The 15,094-nt window shown below is 74.3% G+C and carries 14 protein-coding genes and 1 pseudogene; 4 read left to right on the forward strand and 11 right to left on the reverse strand.

Translation table 11 applies throughout. From position 1 onward, the window contains the following. Positions 1-32 precede the first annotated feature (32 nt). Positions 33-287 (forward strand): annotated as a pseudogene (locus FHX31_RS15000) (AMP-binding enzyme); the annotation flags it as partial. A 9-nt stretch (positions 288-296) separates the two neighbouring features. Here FHX31_RS15000 and FHX31_RS15005 read toward each other — a convergent pair. Genes FHX31_RS15005 through FHX31_RS15015 form a run of 3 tightly spaced genes read right to left on the reverse strand, consistent with a single transcriptional unit; the run spans position 297 to position 3,007 of the window. Beyond that, positions 297-1,376: an FUSC family protein gene (locus tag FHX31_RS15005; protein ID WP_240322360.1), complete on the reverse strand. Its 1,080-nt coding sequence runs from the start codon at positions 1,374-1,376 to the stop codon at positions 297-299. Between the two features lie 54 nt (positions 1,377-1,430). Next, complete coding sequence (locus FHX31_RS15010; protein WP_013286176.1) at positions 1,431-1,808, reverse strand: sensory rhodopsin transducer; 378 nt, start codon at positions 1,806-1,808, stop codon at positions 1,431-1,433. Next, the gene (locus tag FHX31_RS15015; protein ID WP_184976569.1) at positions 1,805-3,007 is read right to left on the reverse strand and encodes a D-arabinono-1,4-lactone oxidase; all 1,203 of its coding nucleotides are present in this window, start codon (positions 3,005-3,007) and stop codon (positions 1,805-1,807) included. The genes FHX31_RS15010 and FHX31_RS15015 overlap by 4 nt, the downstream gene beginning before the upstream one ends. Before the next feature lie 137 nt (positions 3,008-3,144). On the opposite strand from FHX31_RS15015, the gene FHX31_RS15020 reads away from it, so the two are divergent. Then, on the forward strand, positions 3,145-3,879 hold the full coding sequence (locus FHX31_RS15020) for a zf-HC2 domain-containing protein (RefSeq protein WP_013286174.1): 735 nt from the start codon (positions 3,145-3,147) through the stop codon (positions 3,877-3,879). A gap of 118 nt (positions 3,880-3,997) precedes the next feature. On the opposite strand, the gene FHX31_RS15025 is transcribed toward FHX31_RS15020, so the two are convergent. Both FHX31_RS15025 and FHX31_RS15030 read right to left on the reverse strand, forming a co-directional pair. Next, the gene (locus FHX31_RS15025) at positions 3,998-4,561 is read right to left on the reverse strand and encodes a sigma-70 family RNA polymerase sigma factor (protein WP_184976571.1); all 564 of its coding nucleotides are present in this window, start codon (positions 4,559-4,561) and stop codon (positions 3,998-4,000) included. Positions 4,562-4,709: 148 nt separating this feature from the next. Continuing rightward, positions 4,710-5,183, reverse strand: coding sequence for a molybdenum cofactor biosysynthesis protein (locus tag FHX31_RS15030; protein ID WP_184976573.1), 474 nt, complete (start codon positions 5,181-5,183; stop codon positions 4,710-4,712). Positions 5,184-5,273: 90 nt separating this feature from the next. Between FHX31_RS15030 and FHX31_RS15035 the strand changes: the two genes are divergently transcribed. Further along, on the forward strand, positions 5,274-6,542 hold the full coding sequence (locus FHX31_RS15035) for a hypothetical protein (RefSeq protein ID WP_221488074.1): 1,269 nt from the start codon (positions 5,274-5,276) through the stop codon (positions 6,540-6,542). Between the two features lie 599 nt (positions 6,543-7,141). On the opposite strand, the gene FHX31_RS15040 is transcribed toward FHX31_RS15035, so the two are convergent. The 5 genes from FHX31_RS15040 to FHX31_RS15060 all read right to left on the reverse strand — a co-directional run bounded on the left by FHX31_RS15040 (position 7,142) and on the right by FHX31_RS15060 (position 11,884). Continuing rightward, positions 7,142-8,212, reverse strand: a complete 1,071-nt coding sequence (locus FHX31_RS15040) for an NYN domain-containing protein (protein ID WP_184976575.1) — start codon at positions 8,210-8,212, stop codon at positions 7,142-7,144. Positions 8,213-8,247: 35 nt separating this feature from the next. Further along, positions 8,248-8,472, reverse strand: coding sequence for a hypothetical protein (locus FHX31_RS15045; protein WP_013286169.1), 225 nt, complete (start codon positions 8,470-8,472; stop codon positions 8,248-8,250). 128 nt (positions 8,473-8,600) lie between these two features. Beyond that, a complete protein-coding gene (locus FHX31_RS15050) occupies positions 8,601-10,190 on the reverse strand; it encodes a DHA2 family efflux MFS transporter permease subunit (protein ID WP_013286168.1) in 1,590 nt (529 codons plus the stop codon). 327 nt (positions 10,191-10,517) lie between these two features. After that, entirely contained in the window at positions 10,518-11,150 is a 633-nt protein-coding gene (locus FHX31_RS15055; protein WP_030272465.1) for a DUF305 domain-containing protein, read from the reverse strand. Further along, positions 11,135-11,884 carry a lytic polysaccharide monooxygenase gene (locus FHX31_RS15060; RefSeq protein WP_013286166.1) on the reverse strand — a complete coding sequence of 250 codons (750 nt, stop codon included), beginning with the start codon at positions 11,882-11,884 and terminating at the stop codon, positions 11,135-11,137. Before FHX31_RS15060 ends, FHX31_RS15055 begins: the two co-directional genes overlap by 16 nt. 241 nt (positions 11,885-12,125) lie before the next feature. On the opposite strand from FHX31_RS15060, the gene FHX31_RS15065 reads away from it, so the two are divergent. After that, complete coding sequence (locus tag FHX31_RS15065) at positions 12,126-14,183, forward strand: cellulose binding domain-containing protein (RefSeq protein ID WP_184976577.1); 2,058 nt, start codon at positions 12,126-12,128, stop codon at positions 14,181-14,183. 7 nt (positions 14,184-14,190) lie between these two features. Here the strand turns inward: FHX31_RS15065 and FHX31_RS15070 are convergent, their stop codons facing one another. Next, positions 14,191-15,033, reverse strand: a complete 843-nt coding sequence (locus FHX31_RS15070) for a phosphatase PAP2 family protein (protein ID WP_071095174.1) — start codon at positions 15,031-15,033, stop codon at positions 14,191-14,193. Positions 15,034-15,094: the final 61 nt, after the last annotated feature.

Raw genomic sequence — 15,094 nt, forward strand, 5'->3', positions numbered from 1 at the left:
ACCACGATGACACATACCCGACGGCACGCCCGGCAGGGGTGGCCGAGGACGCCCTCCTGGCCCACCCGGGTGTCCGGGAGGCCGCGGTGGTCGGCACGCCCCACCCCGACCTGGGCCAGCAGGTGACCGCGTACGTGGTGGGCGACGGAGTGGCCGAGACGGAGCTGATCGACTTCGTGGCGCGGCACCTGTCCGCGCACAAACGCCCCCGGCAGGTACGGCTGGTCGGCGCGCTGCCCCGCAACGCGATGGGCAAGGTGCAGAAGTCCCGCCTGACCGAGGTGTGACCGGCCGCCTCAGCGGGCCGCGGCCGCCCGGCGGACGAGCCGGCGGGCCTCGTCCGGCGGCACGCCCGTGGCGCGCAGCAGGTCGTTGGCGACGGTCCGCAACTGCGAGACCACGATGGTGCCGGAGAAGCCGATGTCCTGCCGGCACGCCTCGCCCGCGTCGCGCACCGCGCGCAGCACCCGCTCCCGGGCGGCGACCGGCTCCTCGGCGGCCAGGAACTCCCGGTGCAGCAGCCGGATCGCCTCGCTGAAGTGCTCGAGCGCGGCTGGTAGCTGCGGCGGCACCGGCTCCCGGTCCCGCAACGTGGTGCCGATCCGGCGGACCATGCCGCGGCTGTTGCGGAACGCCCGGTCCAGGTGCTCGGCGCCGTGCCGGTACGCGGCCAGGGCCCGCCGTCGCCGCCAGCGCACCGGGGAGAACCGGACCACCTCGTCGGCGGCGGTGACCATCTCGTCGATCTGGTCCAGCTCCGCCTCGGCGGCGCGCATCCGGGCCAGCACCTCGTCGGCCGCGCGCACGTCGGCCCGCGCCAGCGCCTCCGCCGACGCGGTCATCTGGCACGCGAACCTGTCGAGCGCCGGGTCGGCGACGCGGCGGACCGCGCGCAGCGGGTTCAACGGCGCGATCACCAGCACCACGAGCAGGCCGACCACACCGCCGACGAGCGCGTTGACGGTCCGGGGCAGCTCCAGGTCGGGCGACACCGGGGTCAGCGTGGCGACCAGGACCGCCGTACCGCCGGCCTGGGTGACGAGCGCGCCGGTGCCGCGGACGAGCACCGCCGCGGTGACCGCCAGGAACACGATCACGCCGGTCTGCCACGGCCCGGTGCCCAGGAGACTCACCAGCAGGTCACCGACGACGATGCCGAGCACGACACCGGCCACCAGCTCCACGGTCCGCCGGGTGCGGTTGCCGAGCGAGGCGGCGATGACGCTCACCGCCGCGGCCGGCGCGAACGTCGGGTCCGGGTTGCCGAGCACCTCCCGGGCGACCGTCCAGGCCAGCGCGGCGGCCAGGCCGGCCTGGACCGCCACGAGGAAGTACGTCCGCAGCCTCCGGTGACCGGTCAGACCCACATCACGCACCCGGTCGACGGCAGCCCGCATATACCGGGGTACCCGCGGCCGACCGCTCGAATCTCATCCGGGGTACGCCATCGTGCCGGTCAGCGCCACCACACCGGGCAGCCGGGTGTCCTGGCGCAGGAACTGCACCACCACGGGAACCGGGGAGCGCAGCACGCAGCCGTACGGGCGGTCCAGCCGCACGGCCTCCGGATCGATCAGGTCGTTGACCCGTACGTGCCGGATGCGGCGGGCGCCGACCAGCAGCCGGTACGGCCCCACCGGCTCGGTGTCCTGGTAGTAGAAGTCCAGTTCCACAGCGGCGTCCCGGTCACCGGCGTTGAGGACGCAGAGCTGGTCGAAGGCGGTGAACGCCGGTTCCGGGCCGTGCGCGGGGAACGGCACGTGCCCGCCGGGCACCACCCACACCCGGGCGCCGACGGGCGCGCTCACTGCTCCTCCAGCAGCCGGGCCAGGTCCGGCGTGAGGAACACCCCGTCCGGGTCGAGCCGGCGGCGCACCGCCTGGAAGTCGTCCCAGCGGGGAAAGAGGGGACGCAGTTCCCGCGCGCCGAGCCAGTGCTTCTTGCCCCAGTGCGGGCGCCCGCCGTAGTGCCGGAACACCGCCTCCACGTCCCGGAAGTACTCCTCGTACGGCAGTGAGGTGTTCTGCAGGCAGGCGATCGTGGTGGTGGGCCGGCCGTAGGCGTTGCTGAGCCAGATGTCGTCCGCGGCGATGGTGCGCACCAGCACCCGCCAGGCGGCCACCCGGCGGTGCCGGTCGCGCACCCGGCGGCGTACCTCGGCGAAGCACGCCGGGAACGCCTCCGACGGCAGCATGTACTCGATCTCCTCGAAGCGCAGCTCCCGGTCCCGGGGAATGGTGCGGTGGGTCGGCCCGACCTGGCTCTGCCGGGGCTCGCCGTCCGGCAACCGGACGTCCGCCCGGTCCGGCGCGGCGTCCGTGTCGATGCGGTTGATCACCCGGATCTGCGTACGGTCGCTGCGCGGGTACCAGTAGAAGTCCATGTTGCGGTTGGTGTGCTGGAGTTCGGCGAGGTGGTCCAGGGTCCAGTCGAGGTGCGTGCACCAGGAGCGGCGGTGCAGCTGATAGGTCGGCTGCACGTCGAGCGTGATCCGGGTGACCACGCCCAGCGCGCCGAGGGAGAGACGGACGGCGGGCAGCAGGTCCGGGTTGCGGCGCGCGTCCACGTCCAGCACGTCGCCGGTGCCGGTGATCAGGCGTACGCCGGTGACCTGGGTGCTCAGGTTCCCGAATCCGATGCCGGTGCCGTGGGTGCCGGTGGCGGTCGCCCCGGCGATCGACTGGTAGTCGACGTCGCCCAGGTTGTCCATGGCCAGCCCGGCGTCGTAGAGCCCCTCGCCGAGCGCCCGGAGCTTGGTGCCGGCCCACGCGGTCGCGAGCCGCCCGTCGTCGGAGATCACGCCGGACAGCCGGTCCAGGCCGAGCAGGATCCCGTCGGTACGCACCAGCGGGCTGGACGAGTGCCCCGAACCGACCGGACGGATGGTGGCGCCGGTGGCCCGGGCACGGCGCACCAGGTCGCACACCTCGGCCTCGTCGGCCGGCTCGGCCCGGTCCGCCGGCGTGAAGCGGAGACTGCCGGACCAGTTCACGAATTCGCGTGTCACAGCGGCCCCTCCCCGGTCGGCTTACCCGTGCCCGCCCGGGGTAGTCGCCGCCGCGCCGTGACCGCCGCCGCCGGGCGGCCCGGCGTGACCCGCACCCCGCCGGGAACCAGCGCGGCGCTCCCGACGACTATCCCTACATGGTGTGTGAGCAGTGGCGGGAGATCCTGTCGGCACAGCTGGACGGTGAGGCGTCCGAGTCGGAGATCGAGGCGGCCGAGGCGCACCTGACCGGCTGCGCCGGCTGCCGCGGCTGGTTCGACTCGGCCGCGTCGGTGACCCGGCGGGCCCGTACGCAGCTCGCCCCGCGGGTGCCCGACCTGGTCGACGCGGTCCTGGCCGCCGCTCCCCCGCCCCGGCCCAGCCGCCGCCACCGGATCACGCTCGGGCTGCGCGGGGCGCTCGGGCTGCTCGGCGCGGTGCAGCTCGTACTCGGCCTGGCCCAGATCGGCCGGGAGGCGGTCGTCACCCACGCACACACCTCCGGCCAGCACCTGTGGCACGAGTCGGCGGCGTGGAACGTCGCGGTCGGCGCCGGGTTCCTCTACGTGGCCGCGCGCCGGTCCGCCCCGTCCGGCCTGCTGCCGATGCTCAGCGCGTTCGTCGCCACGCTCGTGCTGCTGTCGGTGAACGACCTGATCACCGGGCAGGTGGCGATGACCCGGCTGGTCAGCCACGGTTTCCTGCTGGTCGGCTGGGCCGTGATGCTGGTGCTGTCCCGCCTCGGCCGGCGCCCCGGCGACACCCCGCCCGGTCAGCGCCGGCCGGACGGATCCCGGTGGGCGCTGCCGACCGAGGAACCGGCCGCGCCGGCGCTGCGGCTGGTGCCGCCCGGCCCGTACCCCGCACAGGCCCGCGACCGGCGCGCCGCCTGACGGCCCGCGGCGCGGGTCTCCGGCTCGCGGCGTCCCTGCGGCCCTCGGTCGCGGTCGGGCCCCGGCCGGTCGCGGTCCCCCGCAGGCCTCGGCGGTCGTGGTCTCGGCGGTCGTGGTGTCAGCGCGCCCGGCGGTCGCGGGCGTCGCCGGACCAGGCGGCGACCAGGTCCTCCCGGGCGCGGGCCACGCGGGAGCGGATGGTGCCCACCGGGCATCCGCACACCTCGGCCGCCTCGGCGTAGGACAGGCCGAGCACCTGGGTGGCCACGAACGCCTCCCGCCGGTCCGGCGCCAGCGTGGCGATGAGACCGCGCAGCACCACCCCGTCCTCCCCGCCGCCGGTCACCGCGCCGGCCGCCTCCGCGGCGGCCTGCCAGTCCGGCAGCGCCGCGACCCGGGGCCGGGCGGTCGCCGCCCGCACGTGGTCCACCGCGACCCGGCGGGCGATCGTGAAGATCCAGGTACGCGCCGACGACCGGCCCGCGAAGCCGGGCAGGCTGCGCAGCGCGCGCAGGAAGGTCTCCTGGGCCAGGTCGTCGGCCTCGGCGGGCCCGGCCAGGTGGGCGAGGAAACGCCACACCGGCGCCTGGAGGGCCCTGACGAACGCGGCAGCGGCCAGCTGGTCACCCCGGGCGGCGCGTCGTGCCCACCCGGTCACCTGCTCGTCGTCGTCCGCGCTCATCCGCGGCCGGCCCGCCGGTCCGGCATGCTCATGCCGGACGGTACGGATGCGCGCCCCGCTCGGTTCATCAGTGGCGTCCCTCCTGCCGGCGCCGGAGTCCGGTCGCCCCCGGTTGGTCGGCCGGCGGGTCAGGAAAGTTCCCTCGCTGTCAGTCGTCGACGGAGACGGTGACCGGCCCGACCCGCAGGACGCCGTCGGTGAGCGGCGAGCACCGGACGCCGCCGCGGCGGCGCATCGCCTTCCACGTGCCGGGGGCGACCACCACGTCGAGCCAGGCGCAGGGCGGGGCGGCCCGGTGCACCCGCAGCCGGACCGGGCCGTCGCCGGAGTCGAGCGTGAGCACGCGCCCGACCAGATCGTCCACCGGGATGCCCTCGGTGAGCACGTTGCGCCGCAGGTGGGTGAGGTCCGCGCCGGGCGGCAGCGACTCCCGCGCGATCAGCGTGACGCTCGCCTGACGGTGCGCGGGACGGCCGAAGTAGCGGTCACCGACGATGCCGAGCCCGGCGTGTAGCTCCACCCGGTCCACCAGCTCGCCCGGTCGCGCGGGGGCGGGTCCGTCCGCCGGGCGGCCCACGTACCGGTGCACGGGTGAGGCCAGCAACTGGACGATCCGCGGCATGCGCGAAGTCTAATCGGGGGCATACCACCGCCAAAACGGACGATAGCCGCGCTCACGTATCCGCGCCCTCCGCAGGGCGTTGTACCAGGTGTGACGGCGAGGCGACCCGACGCGATCGGGGCTCATCCGCAGCGGCGACTGGCCTGGGCACGGCGCGAGAACGAGCGCGGGCGCCAGGCGTACGAGACGGCGGCCCGGACCTGGCGCCGCCGCGCCGACCACCTCGACCGGCTGTCGATGGAAGCGGCGGGCTTCCACGGCTGCACACTGCCCGGCACCACGCTGCCGGTGCCGCTGGACGACGGCGAGGTCGTCTACCGCATCCTGCCCACAGTCGACCTGGTCGAGGCGACGGCCCGGCACCTGCCCGGGCTGCCGGTGCCGGGCCGCACGCTCGCCGGTTGTCTCGACCCGTCCCACGGCCCGCTGCCGGCGGGGCTGCGCGTGGTGGACAGCGGCACCGCCGTGGTGACCGACCGGCGGGTGGCCTTCGCCGGGCAGAACGTCCGGCGGGACTGGCCGCTGCGGGACGTGCGCGGCCTCGGGCACCACCCGGACCGTCCGGTCACCCTGCTGCACGACGGCGGCGCCCCGGCGGGCCTGCGCGTACCGGCCCCGGGCGCGGCGAACACCAGGTTCTACCTCACCCTCGCCCACGCCGGTGCCACCGGCACACGGCAGGCGGTCGTCGAGGACGTCGAGGCGCTGCGGTCCGCCCACCGGGCTGCCCGGCCCCGGCCTCCCCGGCCGCTCGGCCCGTGGGACGCCCCGGCCGACCGGGCACTCCCCCAGCGGCTGGCCGCGGCGGGCGTCGCGGCGGCGGCCGTGCTGCTGGGCGTCACCTCCGCCGGCACCTGGACGGCGACAGCCGGGCAGACTGATCCGGCGCACGGACAGGCGACCGCGCCCGCCACCACGGCCGCACCGCCCGCGCCCGGGGTGCCGCCCGTGGCGACTCCGGTCGACCCGTCGTCGTCGGTGGTCCGGCCGACCCGGCCCGCGCCGCCACCGAAGCGCCTCCCGAACGCGACCGCAGAGTCCGGGGCGCGGGTCCTCACCACCGCACCGCCCGTCGCCGGGTCGCCGCCGGCACGGGTCGGCGACCGCCCGTCGACGCCCGTCGAGCCGCCCAGCCCTCCCGCCGACCAGGTGACTCCGGCGCCGACCGCGAGCCCGACGAGCGACCCGGATCCGACCGGAGAGCCCGGTCCCACCGGCGACCCGAGCCCGACCGCCTCATCCGAGGCGGCCCTGCTGGACCTGGTGGGCCAGGTGGGCCAGGTGGGCCAGGTGGGCCGACGGCTCGGCCTGGCCGTAAGGCTCGGCGCGACAGCCCAGGTGGACGCGGCCCTCTCCTGACCCGCGGAGTCGAGTGCCAGCCGGGGATGAAGGTGCCGCCGTCCTCGGCGTACCGGTCGAGGACGGCGAACGAGGTGGCCGCGCCCAGGCTGCTGGTCGGCTGTGCCCGGGCGGTTGCCGTGGCGACTGCTTGATCGCACCCGTGGCGGCCGCTTGATCGACACCCGTGGTGGCCGCTTGATCGACACCCGTGGTGGCCGCTTGATCGACACCATTACGCCGAGGTGGCGGCATCCGGCCGGCTCGGACCCCGCCACCTCGGCGAGCTGGCGTGGATCAAGCTGGGTGTCCCAGGCGGGGAAGATCGGCCAGCGCCGTGGCCCACCGGCGCAGCCCTTCCCGCAGCCACGTCCCACCGCCGCATCCCCTCGCCGCCCGATCCCATCCCCTCGGGATACCCCGAGCCCTTGAGCCACCGTGCCCTTGAGTCCCCGAGTCCCCGAGTCCCCGAGTCCCCGAGCCCCGAGCCCCGAGCCCCCGCGATCTTGCACTTGCTGCCCTCGGGATAGGCGATTCATCCCGCTTTCGAAGGTCAGTAAGTGCAAGATCGCGGAGGCGAAGGCGAAGGCGGGGGCGAGGGGCGGGGCGGGCGGAGTGGGTCAGGGGGTCTGGGGAGTGAGGAGGTAGTCGCCGTCGTCCGGGCTCCAGCGCAACTTCACCGCCCCGCCCGTCGCGGCGGCCTTGCAGAACTGGAGGAAGCTGCGGTAGCCCAGCTTCTTCTCGCTGAAGTCGGGCCGGGCGCGCCGGAGCTGGTCCTTCAGCCCGGACAGCGCCACCGCTCCGCCGTCCGCGGCGAGGTCCACCACCACGGAGCGGAGCAGCCCGAACGCGACCTCCCGGTCGCCCTGCTCGGGAAGTGACACCTCCGGGTCGCCCTTGGCGGGCCCGGCGGCCAGCTCCACCACGTTGTGCGCCGCGAGGTGGCGCAGCAGTTCCCCGAAGGTACGGAAGCCGTAGTCGGACTCGCTGAACGTGGGATCCTTGCGGAGCAGGGCGCGCTTGAGCGCGGAGGCGGTCACGTCGCCGCTGGAGCTGCCCTGCATGCCGGCCACTGTCTGCACGAGCTGCACGGCGAGCGTGTCGACGTCCCGCGCCGACTCCTCCTCGGCCGCGGTCTCCACCACGGACTCGGGCGCCGGCTCCGCCGGTGAGGGCCGGGCCGGACGCGACCGGCGGGCGGCCGGTGGCGGTACGTCCACGCCTTCGAGGCGGTCGTAGTAGAGGAACTCGTCGCAGGCCGGTGGCAGCAGCGCGGAGGTGGACTTCTCCACCCCGACGCCGATCACCCGCTTGTTGAGTTCGCGCAGCTTGTGCACGAGCGGGGTGAAGTCGCTGTCCCCGGTGCAGATCACGAACGTGGAGATGTAGCCGCGCTCGAACGCCAGCTCGACCGCGTCCACCGCCATCTTGATGTCGGCCGCGTTCTTGCGCGAGGCGCCCATCCGCTGCGGGATCTCGATCAGCTCGACGTGTGAGCGGGTGAGCATGCGCCGGTCCTCGTCGAAGTACGACCAGTCGGCGTACGCCCGGCGTACCACCACGCGTCCCCGCTCGGCGAGCGCGTCGGCGATCGGCCGGAAGTCGAACGGGCGGCCGCCGTGATGGTCCCGTACGCCCAGGGCGAGGTTCTCGTAGTCGAGGAACAGCGCGATGCGATCTTCGTGATCCACGGTGGCAGCCTAGCCCGGCCGGAACGCCGGACCGGTCAGCGCCGCTCGTCGCGGTAGACGGTCTCGCGGCGGGCCACCCGCTGGATCGCGTAGCTGGTCACAAGCAGCAACAGCGCGAGTACCACCTCGACGCCCGCGACCGTGCCGGTGGCGACGGTGAGGCCGAGCAGCAGCAGGATCAGCCCGACGACGGCGAGCAGGCCCGCGAGCAGCAGCCGGTTACGCCGTCGCGCCGACCGCTGCGCGTCGTCTGCGCTCACGCTGACCCGCCCTCCTTCGGTTCCGTCTCCGATCCTAGGCGCCGGTCGTCGCCGGGGTGGCGGATCGCGGCGCCGGAAACGGCCCGGGGCCGGACGCAGACGCGTCCGGCCCCGGGTCACGGCGGCGGTCAGTGGATCGGGACCGGCACCGGACGCTTGTCCTCGCCCGGGTCGCCGTCGAGCAGGTGCGAGGGCTCGCGGCGGCGGGGCAGGAACGCGGCCGGAATGAAGGTCAGCAGCACCAGACCGAAGGCGACCCAGAACGTGGTGGAGAAGGAGTTCGCCGCGTAGTCGAGCCCGCGCTCGATCAGCGACGGCGGCACCGGGAACTGCTGGGTCAGCTCGGGCTGCTGCTGGGAGGCGATGGCGAGCTGGGCCTCGGTCAGCGGGGCGCCGGTGGCCGGGTCGGTGACGCCGGGGATCGGCCGGGAGCCGTTCAGCTCGCTGGTGAGGATGACCGACATGACCGCGGCGCCGACCGAGCCGCCGATCTGCTGGAGGATGTTGACGAGCGTGGAGCCGCGCGCCACCTCCGCCGCGCTGAGCGTCTTCAGCGCCGAGGTCATGATCGGCATCATCGTGCCGCCCATGCCGAGGCCCATCACGAACAGCGAGCCGCAGAGCAGCCAGTACGACGTGTCGGTGCCGAGCTGGGTGAAGGTGAAGAACCCGGCGGCGATGAGCACGAGCGCGAACGGCACCGTCCGGCCGACCGGCACGCGGTCGGCGAGCATGCCGGCGATCGGCATGGTCAGCATCGCGCCGATGCCCTGCGGCGCGATCAGCAGGCCCGCGGTCAGCGTCGTCTCGCCGCGCACCTGGAGGAAGTAGCTGGGGAACAGCAGGCCCGCGCCCATGAACGCGATGATGAACACGAACATGGTGACGGTGGCGATGGTCAGGTTGCGGTTGCGGAACAGCCGCAGGTCGAGCAGCGGGTGCCGGGGCCGGAACGAGTAGAGCACGAAGGCGACCACGAGCGCGCCGCCGGCGAGCATCGGCAGCCAGACCTTCGTGTCGGCGACGGTGCCGGTCTCGGGCAGCGTGGAGATGCCGTAGAGGAACAGCGCCAGACCCGGCGAGAGCATGAGCATGCCGAGGAAGTCGAACGACTCGGACGGCTCGGCGTTGTCCTTGGGCAGGGCGAGCTGGGCGTAGACCAGGGCGACCACGCCGATCGGCAGGTTGATCAGGAAGATCCAGTGCCAGCTCGCGACGTCGATCAGCCAGCCGCCGAGGATCGGGCCGGTGATCGGGCCGAGCAGCATCGGGATGCCGAGCACGGCCATCAGGCGGCCGATGCGGTGCGGGCCGGCGGCCCGGGTCATGATCGTCATGCCGAGCGGCATGAGCATGCCGCCGCCGAGGCCCTGGATCACCCGCCAGGCGATCAGCTCGCCGATCGAGTCGGCCGTGGCGCACAGCCCCGAGCCGATGGTGAACAACGCCAGCGCCACCATGTAGAGGCGTTTCGTGCCGAACCGGTCGGCGGCCCAGCCGCTGAGCGGGATCACCGTGGCGAGCGCGAGCGTGTAGCCGGTCATGGTCCACGCGACGCGGGCGTACGTGGCGTCGAACTCGCTCTGGAACGTCGGCAGCGCCACGCTGACGACTGTCACGTCGAGGATCGACATGATCGCACCGAGCACGACGACGCCGGCCACCTTGAGTACGGCGGCGTCGAGCTTCGTCGACGTCGCGACGGGTTGCTGGGTCACTGACGGTCTCCTGGATCCGGTCCGGCACTGGGTGTCGGCGGCGGCGCCGCGCGCCGTCTGCGGAGCGCGGGCGGAACGCGCGGCGGGGCGACGTCCGGGCGACAGCGTAGCCATGACCTGGGACGAGGCGCGGCCGGTTTTGCCGACGGGAGAACCGCGGCGGCACGCGAACCGGCCGCGCCGCCGGCGCCGATCTGCTCCGCCGGCTCGCGGAAAGGGCTGGTGCGCGCCGATTCGCCGCTCTTGTCGAGCCGGTCACCGGCGGCGACGACCGTGACGAAGGTCATGCCCCGTCCGGGCAGCTCCGGCGCTTCGGCACGCCGCCGATCAGCCCAGGCCGGCCATCAGGTCGACCTCGGCCGTACGCGAACGGTCGATGCGGCGGGCGAGGTCGCGTACCCGCTCGCTGGTCCCGGCGGCGACCTGGGCACGGGCCAGGTCGGCCGCGGTGCGCTGGTGCCGGCTGAGCACGTCGAGCAGCACCCGGTCGGCGTCGGCGGGCGCGGCGGCGCGCAGCCGGGCCAGTCCGGCGGCGGCCTCGCTGTGCCCGGAGTGGTCGTGCCGGGCGGCCGCGGCGGCGGCCGACGGGCCGGCCTCGCGCAGCCAGCCGCGCATGGTGGCCAGTTCGTCGGTCTCGGTGGCCCGGACGGCGGCGATCAGCGTGCGGATCCGCGGGTCGGTGGCCCGGTCGAGGCCGAGCCGGACGATCTCCAGCGTCTGCTCGGTGTGCGCCACCATCATGGCCAGGAACAGCGCGTCGATCCCGCTGACAGTGGCGTCCGCGCCGGCCGGGACCGAGGTCGTGGCGGACGGGACCGGCGGGGACGGATCGGCGGCCGGTGGGCCGCCGCACCCGGGCAGGGCCAGCGCCACGCCGAGCAGGGCCGCGGCGGACGCGCGGCGGAGCCGGGGACCGGCCGGCTCCACCGCGCGGGTACGCGGGCTCAGATCTGCTGCCACAGCGCCGGTACGTTCGGCGGTTCCCAGCCGGCGATGGCGGTGTGCGCCTGGCGGCAGCGGTAGCTACGGCCGTCGTAGGTGACCGTGTCACCGACCTGGTACGCCCGCCCGGCGGTCCACGTGCCGCCCGGTGCCGGGGTGCTGGTCCGGGTGGGCGTGGGCGAGGGCGCGGGCGTGGTGGGCGCCGCGGTCGGGGTGGGCGGCGGGGTCGGGTTGCCGCCTCCGCCGCCGATCTGGAGGTCGACGCAGGAGTAGAACGCGTTGGCGGTGTCGGAGATGTTCCAGATGGCGAGCAGCTTCTGCCGGCCGGAGAAGCCGCCGAGGTTGACGGTGTGCGACACGGTCGCGCCGGGCTGGCGGCCACCGCCGTCGACCACGGCGACCCGGGTGCCGCCAATCCAGTACTCCCAGTTGGCGGTGGCGTGCCGGGCGGTGTTGACCCAGGTGAACGTGACGGTGCTGCCGACCGAGGTGGCCGGCCAGTTGCGGCTGTCGTCGTTGAGCACCGCGAACTGGGCGATGCCGGCGTGGCAGCTGCGCAGGCCCTTGGGGCCCTCGACGCTCTGCGGCTCGTACTTGATCTGACCGCAGTCGGGCACCCGGTTCTGCGCGCAGAGCGCCTGCCGGCTGGGCGGCGAGGAGACGTAGCCGTGGGCCTGCGCGGGCGCGGCGAGCGCCAGCGTCCCGGTGACGGCACCGGCGGTGAGCAGCGGGAGGGTGATTCTTCGGCGCATGGTGGCAACTCCTTCGGGGGGAACGGAAGGTGCCCCGAACATAAATTAAACATTGTTAACAGTAAAGACTCCTGTCTATAAATTAAGCCCTGCACTCCCCCGCGCCGGGCGTATGATCCTCATCGATGGCTCGCCGCGCGGAGCCGATCGTCGTTCGTGGGCACCCGTCGCCGTCACGGCTCCGGGAGGACGACGCAGACCGGGCATCGCCTCGTCGTCCCACTCCGAAGGACACCCCCGCATGAGGAGAACCACCGCGTTCGCGGCCAGCCTGCTGCTGCTCGCCACCGCGCTCAGCACCGTCGGCGGGCCGGTCGCCGCCGCCGACCCCACCGACCCGGTCACCGTCACCGTCAACACCCGCGCCGGGCTGGCCACCGTCCCGGCCACCGCGCTCGGCGTCAACCACGCCATCTGGGACTCGCAGCTCGGCAGCGCCGAGACGTCCGACCTGCTCAAGGCCGCGGGCGTGAAGATGCTGCGCTACCCCGGCGGCTCGTACGCCGACATCTACCACTGGGAGACGCACACCGCGCCCGGCGGCTACGTCGCACCGAACACCGACTTCGACACGTTCATGGCCGGCGCCCGCCGCGTCGGCGCCGAGCCGATGATCATCGCGAACTACGGCACCGGCACGCCCGCCGAGGCGGCGGCGTGGGTCCGCTACGCCAACGTCACCAAGGGCTACGGCGCCAAGTGGTGGACCGTCGGCAACGAGAACTACGGCAACGGCCACTACGGCTCGGCCTGGGAGGCCGACGACCACCCGGACAAGAGCGCCTCCCAGTACGCGCGGCTGGTGGTCGAGTACGCCGACGCGATGAAGGCGGTCGACCCGAGCATCAAGGTCGGCGCGGTGCTCACCATGCCCGGCAACTGGCCGGACGGCATCACCGCCGGATCGGATCCGGGGCCGTGGAACCAGACCGTGCTGTCCATCGCCGGCCCGAAGATCGACTTCGTGGACGTGCACTGGTACCCGGGCGGCAGCGCCGCCGACTCACTGGCCCGCACCAACCACCTGCCCGACGCGGCCTGGCTGCTGCGCCAGCAGATCGCCCGGTACGCCGGCCCCGGCGCGGACCGGATCGGGATCAGCTTCACCGAGCTGAACGTGGACGCCGGCCGCACCACCGCGCCGGGCGCGCTGTTCCTGGCCGACGCCTACAGCGGCCTGCTGGAGCAGGGCGTGTTCACGGTGCAGTGGTGGAACGTGCACAACGGCATCGGCACCGTCTCCGAGGTGGCCGGGCAGACCGACTACGGCGACTTCGGGCTGCTCTCCAGCGGCAACTGCACCAGCGACGGCGAGGTGTGCCAGCCGGCGTTCAACACCCCGTTCGCGCCGTACCACGCGTTGTCCATGATGAACCTGTTCGTCCGGCCCGGTGACCAGCTCGTCCGCGCCGGGACCGACCAGCCGCTGGTCGCCGCGCACGCGGTCCGCCGGCCGGACGGCAGCGTCGCGGTCCTGCTGCTGAACAAGGATCCGGACAACGCGTACCCGGTGGCGCTCGACTACGCCGGGTTCACCCCGGCCGACGAGGCACCGACCGTGCACACGTTCACCAACGGCGCGACCGCGATCAGCACCACCCGCTCCGGCAGCGCGGCCGCGCGCACGCTGCCGCCGTACTCGCTGACCACGCTCGTGCTGCGACCGGCCGGCAGCTCGGCCGGGCGGCCCGGCGCCCCGGGCCGGCCGACGGCGAGCGCGGTGACCGACCGCGCGGCGACCATCTCCTGGCCGACGGCCACGCCCGGCGGATCCCCGATCGCCAAGTACGAGGTGCGCCGCCAGTACGGCGCGGTGAGCGAGCAGCTCGGCGAGACCGCCGGCACGTCGCTCACGGTGGGCAACCTCGAACCGGGCGCCCGCTACACGGTCAACGTGCTGGCCCGGGACACCGCCGGGCGGGTCTCGTGGTCGTCGCCGCCGCTGACGTTCGCCACCGGCAGCCCCGCCGAGAGCTCCTGCGCGGTGCGGTTCGACGACGACAACGACTGGGGCAACGGGTACGTGGCGAACGTCGAGGTGATCAACACGGGTGCGAAGGCCGTCGACGGCTGGACGCTCACCTGGACCTGGCCGACCGCCTGGCAGCAGGTGAGCAGCGGGTGGAGCGCCACCTGGGACCAGCAGGGCCGCAACGTCCGGGTGACGCCCACCGCCGACAACCGGCGGCTCGCCGCCGACGGCGGGAGCACGACTGTGGGCTTCGTCGGCGCGTACAGCGGACCGAACGTGCCGGTGGGTGCGTTCCGCCTCAACGGCACGGTCTGCACGCTGCGCTGAGGGGCGGTCAGCCCCGGCCGGGTGGCCGCAGCCGCACGTCGGCCGCCGCCGGGACCTTCGGGTTCCGGCGGCGGCCGGCCCGGCGCGGCGCCGGCACCACGTGCGGGCGCAGCGGTCCGGGCGGCAGCGTGGGCAGGTCCGGTGCGGGTGTCGGCAGCACGGCCAGGATCACCACGAGAAGCACCACCGCGACGACGCCGTCGAGCCAGTAGTGGTTGCCGGTGACCACCACCACGAGCGCGGTCACCAGCGGATGAAGCAGCCAGAGCCAGCGGCGGCGTCCGGTGGTGACCGCCATCAGCGCCACCGCGATCGCCAGCGCCCAGCCCACGTGCAGCGACGGCATGGCCGCGTACTGGTTGCTCAGCTGGTCGGTGTCGGGAGGTCCGTAGACGCTCGGCCCGAACCGGGTGCCGGTGTCGACCAGCCCGGTGAGCGCGGTCAGCCGTGGCGGCGCGAGCGGGACGCAGACGTGCAGCACCAGCGCGACCGCGGTGAGCGCTGCCAGGGCCCGCCGCAGCCGCACGTAGTGGGCCGGGCGGCGCAGCCAGAGCCAGACGAGGCAGAGCACTGTGGCCGGGAAGTGCACGTAGGCGTAGTAGGAGTTGGCCAGCCGCACCAGCAGATCGTGCGCCAGCAGCGGTCCCTGCACGAGCGTCTCGTCGGGCAGGCGCAGCAGCCGCTCCAGCCGCCAGACCCACTCGCCGTTGGCCAGGGCCACCTCGGCGTGCCCGGCCACCACCTGCCGGCCCGCCTTGTAGGCCAGGAAGAGCACGGCGACGAGCGCCAGCTCGCGCGCGGCCCGCTGCCATGCGGCGAGGCGGGCGGGCGCGGTCCGCGTGACGTCCACGGCTCCTCCTTCGGTTCGTCCCCGCATGGACCAGGGCCGCCGCCGGGGTCGGCGACGGCCC

Source organism: Micromonospora sp. CNZ286, assembly GCF_014207755.1.

Bases quoted from the DNA above. Each gene is read 5' to 3' on its own strand.
- FHX31_RS15060 (WP_013286166.1), bottom strand. From the start codon at position 11,884: ATGCGCCGAAGAATCACCCTCCCGCTGCTCACCGCCGGTGCCGTCACC.
- FHX31_RS15065 (WP_184976577.1), top strand. From the start codon at position 12,126: ATGAGGAGAACCACCGCGTTCGCGGCCAGCCTGCTGCTGCTCGCCACC.
- FHX31_RS15020 (WP_013286174.1), top strand. From the start codon at position 3,145: ATGGTGTGTGAGCAGTGGCGGGAGATCCTGTCGGCACAGCTGGACGGT.
- FHX31_RS15025 (WP_184976571.1), bottom strand. From the start codon at position 4,561: ATGAGCGCGGACGACGACGAGCAGGTGACCGGGTGGGCACGACGCGCC.
- FHX31_RS15030 (WP_184976573.1), bottom strand. From the start codon at position 5,183: ATGCCGCGGATCGTCCAGTTGCTGGCCTCACCCGTGCACCGGTACGTG.